The sequence below is a fragment of the Lentisalinibacter sediminis genome, assembly GCF_040706615.1.
Taxonomy (GTDB): Bacteria; Pseudomonadota; Gammaproteobacteria; order Steroidobacterales; family Woeseiaceae; genus Lentisalinibacter; species Lentisalinibacter sediminis.
On sequence record NZ_JAPDRF010000006.1, the window covers coordinates 180,116 to 197,509 of the forward strand.

At 68.9% G+C, this 17,394-nt stretch carries 16 protein-coding genes and 1 tRNA gene; 7 read left to right on the forward strand and 10 right to left on the reverse strand.

Annotated elements, in window-relative coordinates:
- The first annotated feature begins 21 nt into the window (after positions 1–21).
- The 3 genes from ACJMKX_RS14815 (at position 22) to ACJMKX_RS14825 (ending at position 2,253) form a co-directional block, all read left to right on the forward strand.
- On the forward strand, positions 22–810 hold the full coding sequence (locus tag ACJMKX_RS14815) for a ZIP family metal transporter (RefSeq protein WP_405227092.1): 789 nt from the start codon (positions 22–24) through the stop codon (positions 808–810).
- A 77-nt stretch (positions 811–887) separates the two neighbouring features.
- Positions 888–1,178, forward strand: a complete 291-nt coding sequence (locus ACJMKX_RS14820) for a sll1863 family stress response protein (RefSeq protein WP_405227095.1) — start codon at positions 888–890, stop codon at positions 1,176–1,178.
- Between the two features lie 97 nt (positions 1,179–1,275).
- Positions 1,276–2,253: a glutathione S-transferase family protein gene (locus tag ACJMKX_RS14825; RefSeq protein WP_405227098.1), complete on the forward strand. Its 978-nt coding sequence runs from the start codon at positions 1,276–1,278 to the stop codon at positions 2,251–2,253.
- Positions 2,254–2,269: 16 nt separating this feature from the next.
- Here the strand turns inward: ACJMKX_RS14825 and ACJMKX_RS14830 are convergent, their stop codons facing one another.
- The 8 genes from ACJMKX_RS14830 to ACJMKX_RS14865 all read right to left on the reverse strand — a co-directional run bounded on the left by ACJMKX_RS14830 (position 2,270) and on the right by ACJMKX_RS14865 (position 10,023).
- The gene (locus ACJMKX_RS14830) at positions 2,270–2,863 is read right to left on the reverse strand and encodes a DUF4136 domain-containing protein (RefSeq protein ID WP_405227101.1); all 594 of its coding nucleotides are present in this window, start codon (positions 2,861–2,863) and stop codon (positions 2,270–2,272) included.
- 27 nt (positions 2,864–2,890) lie between these two features.
- A tRNA-Ala gene (locus ACJMKX_RS14835) sits at positions 2,891–2,966 on the reverse strand.
- A gap of 95 nt (positions 2,967–3,061) precedes the next feature.
- Positions 3,062–6,190: a DUF748 domain-containing protein gene (locus tag ACJMKX_RS14840; RefSeq protein WP_405227103.1), complete on the reverse strand. Its 3,129-nt coding sequence runs from the start codon at positions 6,188–6,190 to the stop codon at positions 3,062–3,064.
- Complete coding sequence (locus tag ACJMKX_RS14845) at positions 6,183–7,037, reverse strand: hypothetical protein (protein WP_405227106.1); 855 nt, start codon at positions 7,035–7,037, stop codon at positions 6,183–6,185. The genes ACJMKX_RS14840 and ACJMKX_RS14845 overlap by 8 nt, the downstream gene beginning before the upstream one ends.
- A 58-nt stretch (positions 7,038–7,095) precedes the next feature.
- A complete protein-coding gene (locus ACJMKX_RS14850; protein ID WP_405227109.1) occupies positions 7,096–7,647 on the reverse strand; it encodes a hypothetical protein in 552 nt (183 codons plus the stop codon).
- A gap of 8 nt (positions 7,648–7,655) precedes the next feature.
- Positions 7,656–8,450 carry a TIGR01458 family HAD-type hydrolase gene (locus ACJMKX_RS14855; RefSeq protein ID WP_405227112.1) on the reverse strand — a complete coding sequence of 265 codons (795 nt, stop codon included), beginning with the start codon at positions 8,448–8,450 and terminating at the stop codon, positions 7,656–7,658.
- Positions 8,447–9,397 (reverse strand): hypothetical protein, encoded by a 951-nt coding sequence (locus tag ACJMKX_RS14860; RefSeq protein WP_405227115.1) that lies wholly within the window; start codon positions 9,395–9,397, stop codon positions 8,447–8,449. Before ACJMKX_RS14860 ends, ACJMKX_RS14855 begins: the two co-directional genes overlap by 4 nt.
- A gap of 35 nt (positions 9,398–9,432) precedes the next feature.
- Positions 9,433–10,023 carry a DUF6940 family protein gene (locus ACJMKX_RS14865; protein ID WP_405227117.1) on the reverse strand — a complete coding sequence of 197 codons (591 nt, stop codon included), beginning with the start codon at positions 10,021–10,023 and terminating at the stop codon, positions 9,433–9,435.
- Positions 10,024–10,094: 71 nt separating this feature from the next.
- Here ACJMKX_RS14865 and ACJMKX_RS14870 point away from each other — a divergent pair, with 71 nt between their 5' ends.
- Positions 10,095–10,727: a DUF6498-containing protein gene (locus ACJMKX_RS14870; protein WP_405227120.1), complete on the forward strand. Its 633-nt coding sequence runs from the start codon at positions 10,095–10,097 to the stop codon at positions 10,725–10,727.
- 27 nt (positions 10,728–10,754) lie between these two features.
- On the opposite strand, the gene ACJMKX_RS14875 is transcribed toward ACJMKX_RS14870, so the two are convergent.
- Positions 10,755–11,360 carry an HD domain-containing protein gene (locus tag ACJMKX_RS14875; RefSeq protein WP_405227123.1) on the reverse strand — a complete coding sequence of 202 codons (606 nt, stop codon included), beginning with the start codon at positions 11,358–11,360 and terminating at the stop codon, positions 10,755–10,757.
- 154 nt (positions 11,361–11,514) lie between these two features.
- Here ACJMKX_RS14875 and ACJMKX_RS14880 point away from each other — a divergent pair, with 154 nt between their 5' ends.
- The 3 genes from ACJMKX_RS14880 (at position 11,515) to ACJMKX_RS14890 (ending at position 14,821) form a co-directional block, all read left to right on the forward strand.
- Positions 11,515–12,531 carry an Acg family FMN-binding oxidoreductase gene (locus ACJMKX_RS14880; protein ID WP_405227126.1) on the forward strand — a complete coding sequence of 339 codons (1,017 nt, stop codon included), beginning with the start codon at positions 11,515–11,517 and terminating at the stop codon, positions 12,529–12,531.
- 128 nt (positions 12,532–12,659) lie between these two features.
- On the forward strand, positions 12,660–13,112 hold the full coding sequence (locus tag ACJMKX_RS14885) for a hypothetical protein (RefSeq protein ID WP_405227128.1): 453 nt from the start codon (positions 12,660–12,662) through the stop codon (positions 13,110–13,112).
- 92 nt (positions 13,113–13,204) lie between these two features.
- Positions 13,205–14,821: an alkaline phosphatase D family protein gene (locus ACJMKX_RS14890; RefSeq protein ID WP_405227131.1), complete on the forward strand. Its 1,617-nt coding sequence runs from the start codon at positions 13,205–13,207 to the stop codon at positions 14,819–14,821.
- Between the two features lie 265 nt (positions 14,822–15,086).
- Here the strand turns inward: ACJMKX_RS14890 and ACJMKX_RS14895 are convergent, their stop codons facing one another.
- Entirely contained in the window at positions 15,087–17,384 is a 2,298-nt protein-coding gene (locus ACJMKX_RS14895) for a TonB-dependent receptor (RefSeq protein WP_405227134.1), read from the reverse strand.
- Positions 17,385–17,394 lie beyond the last annotated feature (10 nt).

Genomic DNA, 17,394 nt, shown 5'->3' on the forward strand with positions numbered 1-17,394 from the left:
GGCCACCGGAGTGTAGCCCACATGCAGGAGACCGCCGTCAACGTCGTCTGGTTCGGCTTCGCCGCGAGCCTCGTCGCCGGGCTGGGCACCGGCGTCGGTGCCGTGGGCGTGTTCTTCGTCCGCCGGCTCACGGATGCCGCCGAGGATCTGCTGCTGAGCTTCGCTGCCGGCATCATGCTCGCGGCCTCCTTCTTCTCGCTGCTGCTGCCGGCCATTGCCTACGGCGAGGCGGAGTTCGGCGGCCGGCAGGCGGCGGTCGCCGTGGTCATCGCGGGCCTGCTGGTCGGCGCACTGGCGCTGGCCGGCATCCATCGCTACGTACCTCACGAGCATTTCTTCGCCGGCCGCGAAGGCCCGGACACCGCGGCGCTGGAACGGATCTGGCTGTTCATCATCGCCATCACGCTGCACAACTTCCCCGAGGGCATGGCCGTCGGGGTCGGGTTCGCCGGCGGCAACGTCGACAACGGCCTGGCGCTCGCCACCGGTATCGGCATCCAGAACCTGCCCGAGGGCCTGGCCGTGGCCGTCTCGCTGATCGGTGCGGGTTACACACGCCTGCAGTCCTGGCTGGTCGCCTTCCTCACCGGTCTCGCCGAACCGATCGGCGGGCTGTTCGGCAGTGCGGCAGTGTCCGTCGCCGGACCGCTCATGCCCTGGGCGCTGGCCTTCGCCGCCGGTGCCATGCTGTTCATCATCAGCGACGAGATCATCCCGGAGACCCACCGGCGCGGGCTGCAGAACATCGCCACTTTCTCGCTGCTGGCCGGCTTCGTGGTGATGATGTTCCTCGACGCAACACTGGGGTAAATCCCCGGGCGCCACCTTGATCGCGCCGTATTCGCGCCCATGTCTGAGGGAGGAGCGCAGAAAAAGGAGTACTACGCATGGCCGACAAGAGTACCTACCAGAAGAAGCTGGAAGCCCAGCTCGAGGAATGGAACGCCGAGATCGACAAGCTGCAGGCAAAGGCGAAACGGCATCAGGCCGATGCCGAGGCGGACTATTCCGAGGCCATCGAGGACCTGAAGTCCCGCCGTGACGACATGAAGAAGCGGCTCGAGGCACTGAGAGAGGCCAGCGACGATGCCTGGGAGGACATCAAGGCCGGCGCCGAAAGCGCCTGGCAGTCGATGTCCGCCGCCGTGAAATCGGCCACGTCGCGCCTGAAACAGTAGACTGTCACCGGGGCGCCGGTCGGGTCCGGCCCGGCCGGCGCCTCTCTTTGTCCGCACATCGCTCACCGTCAGGAACGCAGTCAGCAAGGAGTCAGCAATGGGTTTGCTCGTAGACGGCCAGTGGAAGGACCAGTGGTACGACACGGAGTCCACCGGCGGGAAGTTCAAGCGCCAGGAACAGGCGTACCGACACTGGATCACCGCCGACGGCGAGCCGGGGCCCTCCGGCGAGGGCGGCTTCGCGGCGGAACCCGACCGCTATCACCTCTACGTTTCACTGGCCTGCCCCTGGGCCCACCGCGCGCTGATCGTGCGTGCGCTGAAGGGTCTGGAGGACATGGTCCCCGTCTCGGTGGTCCACTGGTACATGGCCGAGCACGGCTGGACTTTCGAGTCCGGCCCCGGCGTGATCCCGGATCCCATCCACAACGCGGAGCGCCTCTACCAGCTGTACCAGAAGGCCGACCCGACCTTTACCGGCCGGGTGACGGTGCCGGTGGTCTGGGACCGCAAGCGCGACACCATCGTGAACAACGAATCGTCGGAGATCATCCGCATGCTGAATTCCGCGTTCGATCATCTCGGCGCGGCGCCCGGCGACTATTACCCGGAGTCCCTGCGCGAGGAGATCGACGCGGTCAACGAGCGCGTCTATCACACGCTGAACAACGGCGTGTACAAGTCGGGCTTCGCCACCACCCAGGAGGCCTACGAAGAGGCGGTGTATCCCCTGTTCGAGACCATGGACTGGCTGGAGGAGCGTCTCGCCGGCTCACGCTGGCTGGTCGGGAACACGCTGACCGAGGCCGACATCCGACTGTTCACCACCCTGGTGCGGTTCGACCCGGTCTACCACGGCCACTTCAAGTGCAACGTCCGCCGGCTGACCGAATACCCGAACCTGTGGGGCTTCACCCGGGACCTGTACCAGTATCGGGAGATTCGGGAGACGGTGAACTTCGAGCACATCAAGAAGCACTACTACGCGAGCCACGAAACCATCAACCCCACCCGCATCGTGCCGGTGGGGCCAGACCTCGATTTCGAGGCCCCGCACGGGCGGGAGGGCATGTAGCCGCGGAGCCCGAGCCTTATTCCCCGGCGTCGGATGCCTGCCGCGTCGGGAACTGCATGAACAGGTCGTGCACCACGTCCTCGATCGCGGGCTTCGGGTTCTCCAGCGACTCGCGGGTGAGCCGGCCTTCGGCCACACCCTCCCAGATGAGCTGCCTGCGCTCGGCATCGACCACGTCGATGTTGGCGGTGCCCACCCGGTAGTGCACGGTGTCCACCTCCTGCTCGTACATCGGCCAGGCGGTGTAGAGGCCGTAGCGGTAGCCGTAATAGCCGACGCCCACGGTCATGGACGGGCGGCTGCGCACTTCGCTGCGCTCGCGCACCCGGGTGTAGAAGTTCACGATCAGGTCCGGGTCGGTTTCCACGTAGCGATAGCCGAGCCCCTCCATCTCGTTGCGCACCGCGCCCTGGAAGTGGCTGGTGATGAGCGAGGAATAGCCGGCCCGGTCGGTGCCCAGCTCCTCGGCGAAGCCGAAGGTCTCGTAACGGGTGAAGTCGACGCTGCGGTCGTAGTCGGTGCGCAGCTGCGGACCGGTGGCGCAGGCCGCGACGAGTACGCTGCAGGCGATCGCCAGAACCGTGAACAGTCTGCCTGTTCTCGCGTGCATGACATGCCTCCTTGGCATTGAGAGAAGTGGTGGAGCCGAGGAGGATCGAACTCCCGACCTTCGCATTGCGAACGCGACGCTCTCCCAGCTGAGCTACGGCCCCGTGTTTTCGGTAGCGCCCATTTTATCGCAGGCGGCGCCGGTATGAGCCATTGCCGACGATGGCAGTCGGTGGGCATCGGTGCCCGCCCGTCGCCATCAGCCGCCGGCGGTCGGTTCCCCGGGATCCGCACCGTCCTCCGGCGGCGGCTGCGCGGCGCCCGCCTGGCGGTCGGCGGTGAGAGTCACTTTCATGGCGACCCGGTCGTTGTCGGTCAACGACGCTTCGACCGCCTCCGTCACGAGTACCCGGCCTTCCAGCTCGCTGCCCGCGGCCAGTATGGTCTCGCGCAGATTCGCCGCCCGCTCGGCGGCGAGCGCCGCCAGGGCTCCCTCCTCCAGCGGCTGCAGGGGCACGAGTTCGTCCGCAAGGTCGGCGGCGTAGGCCGTGGCGTCGAAACGCGCCTCGCCAGACTGTCCAGGCTCACCCTCGGCCGTCTCCGCCACCCGGGTGTTCTGTGCGCGCAGCGCATCCAGCCGGGACTGCGGATCCTCCACGGTGGCCAGTTCCCGGTACAACGCCTCCAGCGCCTCCCGGCGCCGCTCCGCATACATGGCGGCGGCCTCTCCCTCGGCGGCGACGCCGATCACCCGCTCGGACACGGCGGCCTCCAGCTTCGCCTCGCGCAGCGCCCGCGCATCGGCCGCCGGTGCCTGCACCGGCGGCAGCTCCAGTACGAGCTGGGGACGCAGGGTCAGCGCCTCGGCCAGATTAGCCGCCTTCTCCACCTCCGGCGGCGTGAGATCGGCGCGGCCCGGCAGGAAGGTGACCTGCTCGAGCTCGCCGGCCTCCACGCCGAGCAGGTTGCCGAGCAGCGCGAACGGGGAGGTGGCGATCTTCACGATCAGGTTGCCCAGCGCCTTCGCCACGATGCCACCGATGCTGAACTCGGGGTCGTCGACCTCGCCGGTGATGGGCAGGTCCACGTCGATGGTGCCGCTCGCGTCCTTCAGCAGGGCCACGGCGAGTCCCAGCGGAAGGCTCATGGCGTCGGGGTGATCCACCTTCTCGCCCAGCTCGAATTCCCGCAGCACGATGTTGTTGTCGCCGACCAGTCTTCCGTCGGTGAGCCGGTAGCCGAGATCCAGGTCCAGCCGGCCGCTAGCGATCTTGCGCCCGGCGAACGGCACCGAGTAGGCCGAGAAGCGGGGCATGGCCACGTTCTCGAACTCCGCGCGCAGGTCCGTATTCTCGGCCGGCGCCAGCGGCGTGACGCTGCCGGTGATGCGCAGGAAACCGTACTCGTCCACCTTGCCCTCCAGCGACACCGAGGAGGGTTCGGCGCTGGCGGTGGCAATCGTGGAGAGTTCGCCATTCAGCTCCGCGATCTTCACGCTGAAAGGCAGCGGCAGAGAGCGGTCGGCAAAGTCGGCAGCACCGTCGGCGATCACCACCCGGCCCACCGTCACGCGGATCGGCAGCTCCTCGCCTTCCGCCGCGGGCGGCCCGGACTCACCGGCGGCCGCCCCGTCGCCGGCCGGCTCACTCGCATCGGCGTCGGCATCGGCCTCGCCCTTCGCCACCCGGCCGAGGTTCACACGCCCCTGTTCGGTGATGAGGATGTCGCCATAGGGCCGCTCCAGTCGCACTTCGGAGACTTCGAGATCCCGGTCCGCCAGGCTGAAGACGATGCCGCTGGCGGCCACCCGATCCCAGCTGCCGAGCCGGGTGCCGAGGTCGGTCTCGGTGATCAGGAAGTCGCGGATGGCGACGTCGCCCGCGAAACGCAGCGGATCGTCCGGGGAGGTGGCCAGCCGGGCATCGGCGTCGAGCACGCCGGAGTCCAGGCTGACGTCCGCGAGCGGCTGGATGTAGGGGTGGCTCCAGGCCAGCGGGATACTGTCGATGCCGAGGCCGAAGTCTGCCAGCAGTTCCGGCAGCACCGTGAGGGTGCCGTCCAGTTCCGCGCGGCCGCCGCGGCCGCTCTGCAGCGAGAGCGTCGTCGGGAAGGACGCTCCGGGCTCGTTGTCGAGGTCACGGATCTCCAGCTGGACGGCGTCGACTCCCATTTCGGCGGCCGGCTCCACGCTCTCGTCGCGCAGGCTCGCCGCGAGGTCGGCGATGCGGAATCGCCCGAGGGAGAGCCGCCAGGGTTCCGCTTCGTCCGCAGTCCCGTCGTCCGCCGTCTCGTCTTTCGCGGTGCCGTCTTCCGCCGTCGGCGCGGCTTCTCTCGCCGGCAGATTGCGCACGACGTCCAGGGTGCCCTCCGCGTCCCGGTGCAGCGCCAGTACGGCCCCCTCGATGTCGAAACTCCCGGCGGACACGCTGCGCTCGGGCCAGCGCAGGCGCCCGCCGGCCAGCGCGATCCGCGGCACCGACAGGAGTTCCCGCGGCTCGCGTCCGGGCCCGCCGTCGGCCGCCGCCGGGAAGGTGAGGATGCGCACGTCGTTGAAGACCACGTCGAGATCGTCCACGGTCGCGCCGAGGGCGCCGTCCGGCCGGGTCGCGACGTTGTAGGTGAAGTCGATGTCGGCCTCGCCGTCGGTGATGTCCAGGCCGGTCTCGTGGCGGATATAGGCCGAGAGCAGCTCGAAATGGGAACCGTCGATCGCCGCCTCCCCCGCGGCGCGGAACGGGTTCATCTGCAGGCTGCCCGACCAGGTGAGCGTGCCTTCGCTCGCGGTCCGGATCACCACCTGCTGGGTGCCGGGCTGTTCGGGCAGCGTGTTCAGCCCCTGGACGCGTACGTCCACGGGCCCGAAGCGGGTCTCCACGGGCTGGGGCGGCACCGCGTCGCGCCAGTGCAGGGCGGCGTCGGTCACCGCGGCGTCGTGCAAGATGAGGCGCAGCGGTCCGCCTTCTTCATCCGGTGGCGGCGATTCCTCCGCCGCCGGCGGGCGGGCCTCCAGCAGGCGGCGGAAGTTGAACGCACCGTCGCCCTCCCGCGAGACGAACAGCTCCGGGGCATCGATGCGGAACTCGGCGAAGGTCCAGGCCCAGCGGAACAGCGAACTCGTCTGAAAGTTGACGTGGATCTGCCGCACCCGCGCCAGCGGTTCGGCCGCGGGGTCGTCCAGCGCCAGGCCATCTATCGTGAGGCTCAGCACATACGGGTTGATGGCCACGCGCTCGAGGCGGAGTTCGGAGTCGAACTGTTCCGCCACCGCCCTGACCGCCTGGCGCTCGACCAGCCAGGGGGCCAGGAAGAAGCCGGCCAGGGTCCAGGCGGCGATCAGCCCCGCCAGGACGATCAGCAGGCGGCGGTGGCGTCGCAGGAGATTACGCATGGGCGGCTCCCTCCGCGGCTTCCTCCTGCTCGGTCTCCTCGTGCCACTCGAAGATGTTCATCTCGATGAAGATGAAGGCCACCAGCCACAGGAAGGCGTCCCAGAAGTCGAGGAAGTCGCCGTCGATGCCCCAGTAGATGGCGCAGGCGAACAGCACGGCGTAGAGGAAGCCCTTGATCCATTTGTTGATGGCCAGCAGGCGGTCGCTGAGCAGGCCTTTCAGCTGCAGCCACACCTCGGCTTCGAGCAGGGCCACCACGATGAGCCAGTCCCCGGCATTGATGATGTCCGTCAGCGCCAGCGACTTCGCCAGTCCGAGCTGCTCCGGCGTGCCCACGATCTTCGTGCCCGCGATCTGCAGGATGGGCTGGCCCTGCATGGCCGCGCAGGCCTCGGCGGTCAGGCGCGGGTACTCGTCCAGGGTGGCCACCCAGGCGTAGCCCTTGTCTGCCAGCGCGCACACGTTCACGCGGCCCAGCTCGACCAGGTCGGTGACGACGAAGTATTTGCTGACATAGCCGTAGAAGGCATAGACGATGAAGGCGTAGCAGACGCCGCGCACGGCGGTCAGTATCCACTTCAGCCGGCCCTCGAGCTTCTCGTCGGGGATGACCGCCGTCTCGAGCTCGAACAGGAGCAGCAGGACGACCCAGGCCATCGTGTCGACGGTGGCCGAGAACGCCTCCACCAGGTTGCTCCAGGTGACGCCGTCGACGAACACCTCCTTGCTGGCGGCGTAGTCGTCCAGGAAGAACAGCCAGACGTTCAGCGCCAGCAGGCAGTAGACGGTGTACTTGAAGGCGCGGAACCAGACATGGCCCGGTCCGAGCTTTGTCAGGGCGTTCAACGGCTCACTGCTCCTCTATCCGGCGGCGCATGACATCGGGCGGCATCACCGCTCAATCCTACCGCAGGCCCCGGCGGCGGCGCTCCTTCTTCTCCGCGCGGCGCCGGGACCGCTCAGCCTTCTTCTCCCGCTTCTCGCGCCGCCGCTCCGCCTTCGCCTGCCGCGCCCCGGCCAGTTCCGGCACGCGGGACTCGACCAGCGGGCGCAGGCCGTACTCGAATACGCCGTAGGCGGCGGCCAGCAGCCCGATGCCCCAGAAACGCAGCCGCTCCAGCACCCACAGCGGCCAGAGCAGGGCGAGGAAGCCGTTCAGGACGGACATGAAGCCCAGGCGGAAGACGAACTCGATGAGTTCGCCGACCAGGAAGTCCGTGACGCCGGCGCTCTCGGCCACGTCGTCGGCGATCATGCGCGCCTCCAGGATCAGGAAGCTCACCACCACGCCGAGGCCGTAGAGACCGCCGCCGCGGGCCGTCCACAGACCCACCAGCCAGCCGCGGATGCGCGTGATTGCCGTGCGCGGCTCGGCGCGCACCTCCCGCGCGATGCGCAGCTGGCGCGCGATGCGGCCCTCCTTCTTCGCCGTCCCCTCCTTCTCCGCCTCTGCCATGACCGTGCTCAGTGGCCCCGCCACCAGTCCGGCAGGTCGGCGACGGAATCGAGTACGGCGGCCGGCCGTACGTCGTCCGTCGACTCCTCGCCGCGATACTTGCCGGTGCGCACGAGCACGCCGCCGATGCCGGCCTCCTGCGCGCCGCCCACGTCGGCGCGCAGGTCGTCGCCGACCATCACGGTCTCGCCGGCCGCGCTGCCGAGTTTCGCAAGCGCCGTCTCGAAAAAGGGCACCGCCGGCTTGCCGAGCACCACAGGATCCGCCCCGCTGGCGTGGGCGAGGGCCACGACGAACGGCGCGGTGTCCAGGCGCAGGCCGTCCTCGGCCTTCCAGTAGCGGGTCATGCCGAGGGCGACCAGATGCGGCCGCGGCTCGGCCATCAGCAGCCGGAACGCCCGGTTCAGGCGGGCGAAGGTCCAGTCCTCGCCGAGATCGCCGACGATCACCGCACCGGCCGGGCCCTCGTCGTCGTCATCCAGCCGGCGGAACGCGGAGAACTCCGCCGCAGTCGCCTCGGGGACGAAGGCCGCCACCGTGTCCACCCCGCGTTCCTCCAGCCACGCCGCCGCCGCCACGGGCGGCGTGAGTATGTCGTCCTCGTTCGCCTCCAGGCCGAGGCCGGCGAGTTTCTCGATCAGCGCCGAACGCGGGCGGGACGTGGTGTTGGTGAGGAACAGGCGGGGGATGCCCTCGTCGCGGATCCAGCGGACCGTCTCCACCGCGCCTTCGACGGCGCGTTCTCCCTCGTAGATGACGCCGTCCAGGTCGATCAGCAGGGCTTTGCGGGTCGCGTCGCTCATGGCGGCAGAGTAGCCGGACTGCCGGGCGGGGTCGATGGCGCGAGCCGCGGCAGCGCCGGGCCGCGGCCGCGGGGCAGCGGCATGCCGCCGAGGCGGATGCCGAGCGTGAAGACCCAGCCGGCATCCACGGCGGTGTCGATGCGCCGGCCCGTGTCGTCGATGAAGCCGTGTTCGCGGCCGAACTCGCGGGCCACGCCGACATCCACCGCGAGGCCGTCCGCCAGCCGGACGCTCCAGGCGGCCCGGGCACGCCAGCCCTCCAGCCGGTAGTCGAATGCCGCGCCGAGTTCGTCGCTCACCACGTGCCAGCGCTGGCCGGCGGGGAAAACGTCGAGCACCACCGACTGGCGCTCCGTGACGGCCAGCTGCAGGGAGGGGTCCGGCCACGCGAGCCGCAGGCCGAGCGCGGCGGACGGGCGGTATTCCAGCCCGGCCACCGGCAGCGTGCGGCTCTCCCCCAGGCTGCGGTCGTGGGCCACGCCGAGCAGCCAGGCGCTGCGCGGGCCGTGCCGCAGCCGCAGCTCGATGCGGCCGGTCAGCAGGAAATCCTCTTCGGTGGCCCGGCTGCCCAAGTCCTTGAAGACGTTCGACGAGGTCGCCACGCCGGGAGCGAGCAGCGCGTCGATCCGCCAGTCTTCGCCCTGGCGGCGGACGGCCAGCGGGAGCTGCAGCCGGTGCAGGTCCCGGTCGCGTCCGGCCACACCGTCGTACTCGTGGCGGACGTAGGCGTAGTCCATGCCCAGATCGAGCCCGGAGCGGCTGCCCTCGACCGACAGGAAGCAGGCCGACAGCGTCGACTCGCGGGTGGCCACCGTCGCGCCCGGCGGCAGCGACAGGTCCTCGGCAGGCAGCACGGCGTAACCCAGCGCCGCGGACGGGCAATGCGATGCCGCGAGAACAGCGGCGCAGGGGAACAGCAGGCTCGAGGCGGAAATTACCGTGGCCATTGCTATGGCTGGTACCCCGGCCGCCGCTCGAAGGCTCACGGCGACCTCCGGTAGGGACCGTGCTGGTAGTACTTGGGGCGCCGGTCCAGACGGACGTGCAGCCAGGCCACGCCGGTGCCCGAGGTACTGAGCCAGAGGGGCGAGTCGTCCAGTCGGTCGAGAACGGCTGCCGCCGTGGCGCGCCAGAGCGCACGAACCTGCCGGGCCGGCCCACGGCGCAGGAATGCGGCCAGGTGCGGATAGGCATCGGCCGCGGCATCGGCCGCCGGCTCGGGCACGACCAGCAGCGCATCGCCGCCCAGGTTGGGGAAGGTGACCACCCCGTCACCGGCGCCGAAGTGGCCGGCGAAAGTCTCGGCGTCGGGCGGCACCGCGGCCAGCGCCGGCGCCTCGATCAGCACGAACTCCGCCGCACGCTCCAGCACGCCGGCGGCGAGCGGCGGGTTCTCCCAGAAGAACGCCGGCCAGGGCGCGGCGGCGAGCAACTCCGAATACCAGGCAGCGAATTCCGCGTCATCCCGGAGCCGCTCCAGGAAGCGCGCACGGCTGAGCGGGGCGCCCCGCTCCTCCAGCGTGTGGCGCCTGCCTCCCGGCACCGGCTCGGCCGGGGCCGACCAGACACTCATGCGCGGCTCCTTTGCATGCCGTGAACAGCATACCGCTTCGTCCGTCGCGGGCGCAGGTATGATGCGCTGCCATGGAGCTGCTCCGTGCCATCAGGCGGCTGGACTCGACGGCCGTCGCACTGATCCTGGCGAATCTCGTGCCGCTGTACGGGGTATTCGCCTGGGACTGGGCCGTGTTCCCCATCCTGTTCCTGTTCTGGTTCGAGAACATCGTCATCGGCTTCTTCAACGCAGCGCGCATGCTGACCGCGCGGCCGGCAGAACCCGTGCTCTGGGCCGGCAAGCTGTTCCTGGTGGCGTTCTTCTGTGTCCATTACGGGATGTTCACCGCCGTGCACGGCAGCTTCGTGCTGAGCCTGTTCGGCGACATGGCGGATCCGGGTGCCCTGCCCGACGTCGCAGGGGTCACGGACATCATCGCGCGCGAGCACCTGCTGTGGCCCGTGCTGGCGCTGGTCATGAGCCACGGCTATTCCTTCGTGGTCAATTTCATATTGCGGGGCGAGTACCGCGAAGCCTCGCCCAAGCAACTGATGGCAAGGCCCTACGGCCGCATCGTGCTGCTGCACGTCACCATCCTCACGGGCGGCGCGCTGCTGACCGCGCTGGACGCGCCGCTGGCCGGACTGGTCCTGCTGATCGCGCTGAAGATCGGGATGGACCTCAATTCCCACCTGCGCGCCCACGCGCGGGAGCTGCCCTGACGAGCCGTCCGACCCGACTGATGGGTGTCAACGGAATCCGGCGCTGCCGGCTTTCTCCGCCGCCACCGCCCGGCGCTCGGTCTCGACGTCCAGCAGCTCGCGCAGCAGCAGGATGAGGGGATCGTCGGAGGTGTAGCGGTGACCGTAGTCCAGGTTGAAGCGGTAGTCGAACCCCGGCGGATTGTCCCCCTGCGTGTGCTGGAGGATGGTCTCGAGCTTGTCCAGCGCCTTCGCCAGACGCGCCTCGGGCGTGCGGCCGGCCTCGTATTCCTCCCACAGGCTGACGATGTTCTCGCGCTGCCGCGGAGCCAGCGGACGGACCAGGGTCTCCAGATCGCGGCGCTCGCGCTCGCTCTTGCCCGGCGCGTCCTCCTGCTCGGGGGCGGGCACGTCGCCGCCGATGGCCTCGCCCAGGTCGTGGACGATGCACAGGCGGATGAAGCGCGCAAAATCGAGGTCCGGATACTCGTCGGCCACCAGCATCGCCATCAGGCACAGCCGCCAGCTGTGTTCGGCCACGCTCTCCCGCCGCCCGCCGGAGGTCCAGGCATGGCGCTCGGTCTCCTTCAGGCGCTCGGCGGCGCGCAGGAAATCGAGCAGTCCCTCCAGTTCTCCGGCGTCGGCTTTCAGCAAAACGGTCACTCCCCTGCGCATGGCCCGAACGGCAGACGCTAACCGACCGGCCCCCTGCTGTCATCCGCCCGCCTGCCCGGCCTCTCGGAAAGCCCGGATTGCCGCTCCCCGGGGACGCACCTAGCGTCGGCAGGACCGGTCACGGAGCAGGGCCATGGAGAGCACCGCCGCGAAGAAGAAGCCGCCGTTCCCCGCCGACGGCAGCGAAAAGGACCAGCTCGGTTTCCTGCTGGCTTACGCCATCCAGGCGCCTTCCGGTCACAACTCGCAGCCGTGGCTGTTCCGCCTGCACGAGGATGCGGTCGAGTTGTATGCCGACCGTCGGCGTGCGCTGCCCGTGGTGGACCCCCAGGACCGGGAGCTCACCATGTCCTGCGGCGCCGCCCTGGACCATCTCGCCGTCGCCGCGCGCTATTTCGGGCGGTCACCGGTGCCGGAGCTGCTGCCCGACGAGGGGGAACCGGACCTGCTCGCCGTGTTCCGCCTGGGAGAAGCGGTGACGCCGGACGAGGAGGACCGGGCGCTGTTCGAGGCCATCCCCGAGCGGCGGACGACGCGGCACGCGTTCGAGCAACGCCGCCTGCCGCCGGCGCTGCAGGCCCGCTGCCGGGAACTGGCTGGGCATCAGGGCGCCGAACTGACCCTGGTGGCGGACGAGACCACCAAGGCCGAGATCGCAGACCTCGTCGCCGAGGGCGACCGCACCCAGTTCGCGGATGCGGGCTTCCGCCGGGAACTCGCCTCGTGGGTGCATTCGCGCCGCTCCGAGAGCCGGGACGGCATGTCCGGCGAGGCCTTCGGGGTGCCTGACGTGCTCTCCCCGGTGGGCGCCCTGGTGATCCGCACGTTCGACCTCGGCAACGGCGTCGCCGCCGGGGATGCGAAGAAGATCATGGCCGGCTCGCCCCTGCTGGCCATTCTGAGCACGCCCGAAGACGACGTCGGCCACTGGCTGCGGGCCGGCCGGGCGCTGTCCCGTGTGCTGCTGCGCCTCGCCGCCGACGGCGCCACCGCGGCCTACCTCAACCAACCGCTGGAGACGCCCCAGCTCCGCCCCCTGCTGCAGGACGTGATGGGCACGGACCACGCGCCCCAGCTCCTGCTCCGTTTCGGCTACGGCCCGCAGACGAAGGCGAGCGTCCGCCGCCCCCTGAGTGAAGTCCTGATCTGATCCGGGCCGCTCGGCTCGCTGGCCGATGACGTTAACCGTCGCCGGAACTTGTGCGTATAGTGGCCCGGCGGCTCCGGCCGCCGACCAACACCACAATCAAAACCAATACCCGCAAGGGGGAGAGCGCAATGAAGACGAAGATCACCGGCCTTTTCGCGGCCGCAGTACTGCTGTGCCTGACTGCCACGGGCGCCATCGCCCAGGACCATTCCCGCAACTGGGAAGACGGCCACGTGGTGCAGATCACCCACGTGCACATCAAGCCCGGCATGTTCAATGCCTACATCAACGACCTCAACAGCCTGTGGCGCAAGTCCCTGGATATCCAAAAGAAGGACGGCCACGTCATCGATTACGCCATGTATTCGAACCCGAGCGCCCGCGAGGGCGAGCCGGACCTCATTCTGAGCGTTACCTACAAGAACTACGCGGCCTTCGATCTCGGTATCGAGTATTTCGAGAAGGTGTCCGAGCAGCTCAAGGGCTCCATGGAGGCGATGCGCAGCGCCGCCATCGACCGCGAGGAGCTGCGCACCATCGGCAGCACCATTATCCTGCAGGAAGTGAAGTTCGCGGACTGACGCATACCGCATAGCGGGCCGGCACGCTCCGATGGGCGTGCCGGCCCTTCTTCGGGTAGGCTACGGCCGGGGCGACCTCGAGAGCCGTAGCCATGAAACTCACCCGACGCCGATTCGTCACCCACGTGCTGCCCGGCGCCGCGCTGGCACTGGCGCTGCCGCCGGCGAAAGCCAGCCCGGCCGCGAGCTTCGTCCACGGCGTCGCCAGCGGCGACCCGACCGCCACCGGCGTCCTGCTGTGGACCAGGGTGACGCCCCGCTTCGAGGCCGAGACGGAGGTGGCCTGGGAGCTGGCCGCCGATCCGGACTTCGAACGCATCCTGCGCCGCGGCACGGCGGCGGCACTGCCCGCGCGCGACTTCACCGTCAAGGTGGAGGTGGAGGGCCTCGATCCGGGCCGCCACTACTACTATCGCTTCCGGGCCCTGGGCGCGGTGTCGCAGACCGGGCGCACGCTGACCCTGCCGGTGGGTCCGGTGGACCGCTTCGTGGTGGCGGCCTGCTCGTGCTCGAACTACCCCGCCGGCTACTTCAACGCCTATCGGGCCATGGCGCAGACCGACGACATCGACGTCGTGCTGCACCTCGGCGACTACATCTACGAGTACGAGGCCACCGGTTACGCCTCGGCCCGCGCCCGCGAGCTGCACCGGGCATCCGTGCCGGGCCACGAGGTGGTGAGCCTGCACGACTACCGCCTGCGCCACGCCCAGTACAAGAGCGATCCGGACCTGCAGGCCGTGCACGCGCGGCATCCGTTCATCGTCAGCTGGGACGACCACGAATCCGCCAACGACGCCTGGCGGGACGGCGCCCAGAACCACGACGACAGTGAAGGAGAGTGGCCGCTCCGGCGCCGGGCCGCCATGCAGGCCTATTACGAGTGGATGCCCATCCGGGAGCCGCGCGGCGACGACCCGTCGGCCAACTGGCGGGCCTTCGAGATCGGCGACCTGGCCACGCTGGTCATGCTGGAAACCCGGCTGTCGGCGCGCAGCCCCCAGCTGGACATGCCGGCATCCGTCGAGGCCGACACTCTGGCGGCCGACCTGGCGGACCCTGCGCGTCGCCTGCTGTCGGACGAGCAGCGCCGCTTCGTCGCGAGCCGTCTCGCCGGCTCCCGCGAGGCGGGCAAGCCCTGGCAGCTGTTCGGCAACCAGGTGCTGATGGCCCAGATCACGGCGCCCAACCTGGCGGAGAACATGAACGCTGCCGAGATCGGGGCGCTGCCGGATTACGTGCGTCCGTACGTGGACTTCACCCGCCTCGGCGTGCCGCTGAGCGCCGACAGCTGGGACGGCTACGCGGCCGAGCGGGCGTGGTTGCTCCAGCAGTGCCGGGCGACGGAGGCGAGCCCCGTGGTGCTGAGCGGCGACTCCCACGCCGCCTGGGCGCTGGACGTGCTGGACCCGGCGAGCGGGAAACCGGCGGCCGTGGAATTCGGCGCCACTTCCATCAGCTCACCGGGCTATCCGGAGACCCTCGGCCTCGCGCCGTCCCGCATCGAGCAGATGCTGCGGCAGGCCAACGGCAACCTGCACCACACGGATGCCGCCCACCGCGGCTTCCTGGCGCTTGAGCTCGGCCGGGAGCGGGCCGAGGCCCGCTACCACGTCGTGGACACCGTGCACTCCCGCCGCTACCAGGCCTCGGTCTCCCACCGGATGGCGATCGCCCCGCGCCGGGGCAAGGCCCCGGCCTGGCAGTAGGAGGGCCTTCAGGCCCGATCCGACTGTGGGAAGGCCTTCAGGCCCGATACCCTTCTATTGTGGCCGCCCTGCGGCCGCCTCGCCGTGGCCGAGAGGATCCGCCAGTCAGTGACGCCAACTGACTGGTGCCAAGCCTCTCGGCTACGAGCCCGCCATCGGGTGGACAAGGGTTGCGGGGTCGTCCGGGCCGACCGGAGCCAATAGACAATGTTAGGAGCGGCTTCAGCCGCGATTGATCGGGCCTGAAGGCCCTCCCACATTGCCGTTATTGCATCCGGTAGTTCACCGTCAGGCCGTACGTCCGCGGCATGCCCCACAAGTCCACCGTACCGGCGATGTTGCTGATGATGGTGTGAGTGCGGTACTCCTCGTCGGTGAGGTTCTTGCCCCACGCCGTCACGTCCCAGGCGCCGCTCGCGCTGGTCCAGGTGAAGCCGGCGCGTAGCAGGCCGTAGCCGTCCTCGCCGGAGCCGTTGGCATTGCTCGGGTCGTGGAAGAAATCATCCTGATACGCGTAGTTCAGGTTGAAGTCCATGCTCGAGCCGCCGGCCAGGTTGAAGGTGTAGTTACTGGTTACGCTGAAGCTGTTCTCCGGCGCGCGGGGCAGCCGGTTACCGGTGAAGTCCTCGCCGCCGGAGATGAACTGGTCGTACTCGGCGTCCAGGTAACCGTAGTTGAAGTTCACGACCCAGTTGTCCGTCAGCAGCGCCGTCGTATCCAGCTCCAGGCCCTGGCTGGTGGCCTCCGCGTTGGCGGCAATCAGCAGGGAGCCGTCGAGCCGGAAGACCTGCAGGTCCTCGTAGTCCATACGGAAGACCGCCGCGTTGACCCGCAGCCGGTTGTTCAGGAACTCGCTTTTCACGCCCAGCTCGTAGTTGGTGGCGATCTCCGGATCCAGCGGCGTCGCGGCCGCCTGCGGCGTGGCGGTCTGGCTCACGAAGGCGCCGCTCTTGTAGCCGCGTGCCGCCGTGAAGTAGACGAAGCCGTCGTCGTTGAACTGATAGCTGACGTTCGTCGAGGGCACGAACTCGCTCCAGCTCTCGTCCGCCGTGGTGTTGTAGGGCGTGTTCAGAACGCCGGGATTACCGGTGTTGACGAAGGTAAGCAGCTCGGTGGGTCCGTTGACCGGTATTCCGAGCACGACGAGATTCACCGGCACGCCGAGCAGCTGGCTCAGGAAAGCGCTGTCGAACGCGGGATCCTCGAAGTTCTCGACGGCCTGCTCGATCTCTTTCTCGTCGCGGGCGTAGCGGGCGCCGATGCTCCAGGTGAGGCGCTCACTGATGTACCAGTCGATCTTGCCGAACAGGGCCGTACTGGTGGTCTCGTTGATCTGGTTGAACTGCACGTCGCCGTTCAGGAGCGCGAAGCCCTGAGCCGCGAGGGGTGCATGGAAGGAACCGATGTAGCGCTCCTTCCGATCCACGTCCTCCGTCATGTAGAACGCGCCGACGAGCCAGTCGAATGTCTCGCCGCCGGTCGAAGCGAGCCGCAGCTCCTGACTGATCTGGTCGGCTTCCTCATCCACGGTATCGGTCAGGTTGAACGGGGTGTCCCCCAGCGGCATGCCGGCCAGGTCCTCCAGCCAGGCGTAGTCGGTCTCCCGGTAGGCGGTGATGGAGGTGAGCGTGGAGTTCGCGAAGTCGTGGTCCACGCGAAGCAGCGTGCCGAGCATGTCGCGCTCCTGGAAGGCATCCGCCTCGGAGGCGCACTTGCGCACGTCGCCGCCGGTGGTGGCCGCGATCACCGGCGGGTAGAACACGGCCAGCCCGAGCGGGTCGTTCTTGTCCAGGTTGTTCACGTTGCGGCAATTGCCGGCCTGGTCGTCGGTGGTCCAGTCGAAGCCGACCAGCACCTCGGTGGCGTCCGACACCGTGAACAGGAGCTGACCGCGGGCGCTGAAGTTGTCCTCGTCGTGGTATTCCTCGCCGTCCACCACGTTATCCACGTAGCCGTCGCGCTGGCGGCGGCTGACGGAGAGCTTGCCGGAGACGTTGTCGGCAATGGCGCCGTTGACGAAGCCGCGCAGCACGGTCTGGGAGTAGTTGCCAACCGTCGCGCCGAACTTCGCCTCGAACTCGGGACTCGGCTTCTTCGTGATGATGTTCAGCGCGCCACCGACCACGTTCTTGCCGAACAGGGTGCCCTGGGGCCCGCGCAGCACCTCCACACGGTCCAGATCGTAGAGATCCATGGCGGTGCCCGCGGAACGACCGATGTAGACCTCGTCGATGAAGGTCGCCACCGCCGGGTCGCTGCCAGCGGAGTCGAGGGAATTGCCGATACCCCGGATGTAGTACTGGGGCTCACCGATGTTGAACTGGGTCATGGTGAAGTTCGGCGTTTCCAGCGCCACGTCCTGCACGCCGGTGATCTTCCCTTCCTGGATGGCCTGCTCGCCGATGGCGGTCACCGAGATGGGCACCTCCTGGAGACTCTGCTCCCGCTTCTGCGCGGTCACGATGATCTCTTCGAGCATGCCCGCTTCCTGGGCGATCACGGGCTGGGTGGTGAGCAACAGGCAAGCGCTCGCGCAACTGGCGAAAAGTATTCTCGGCTTCATGGACTATCTC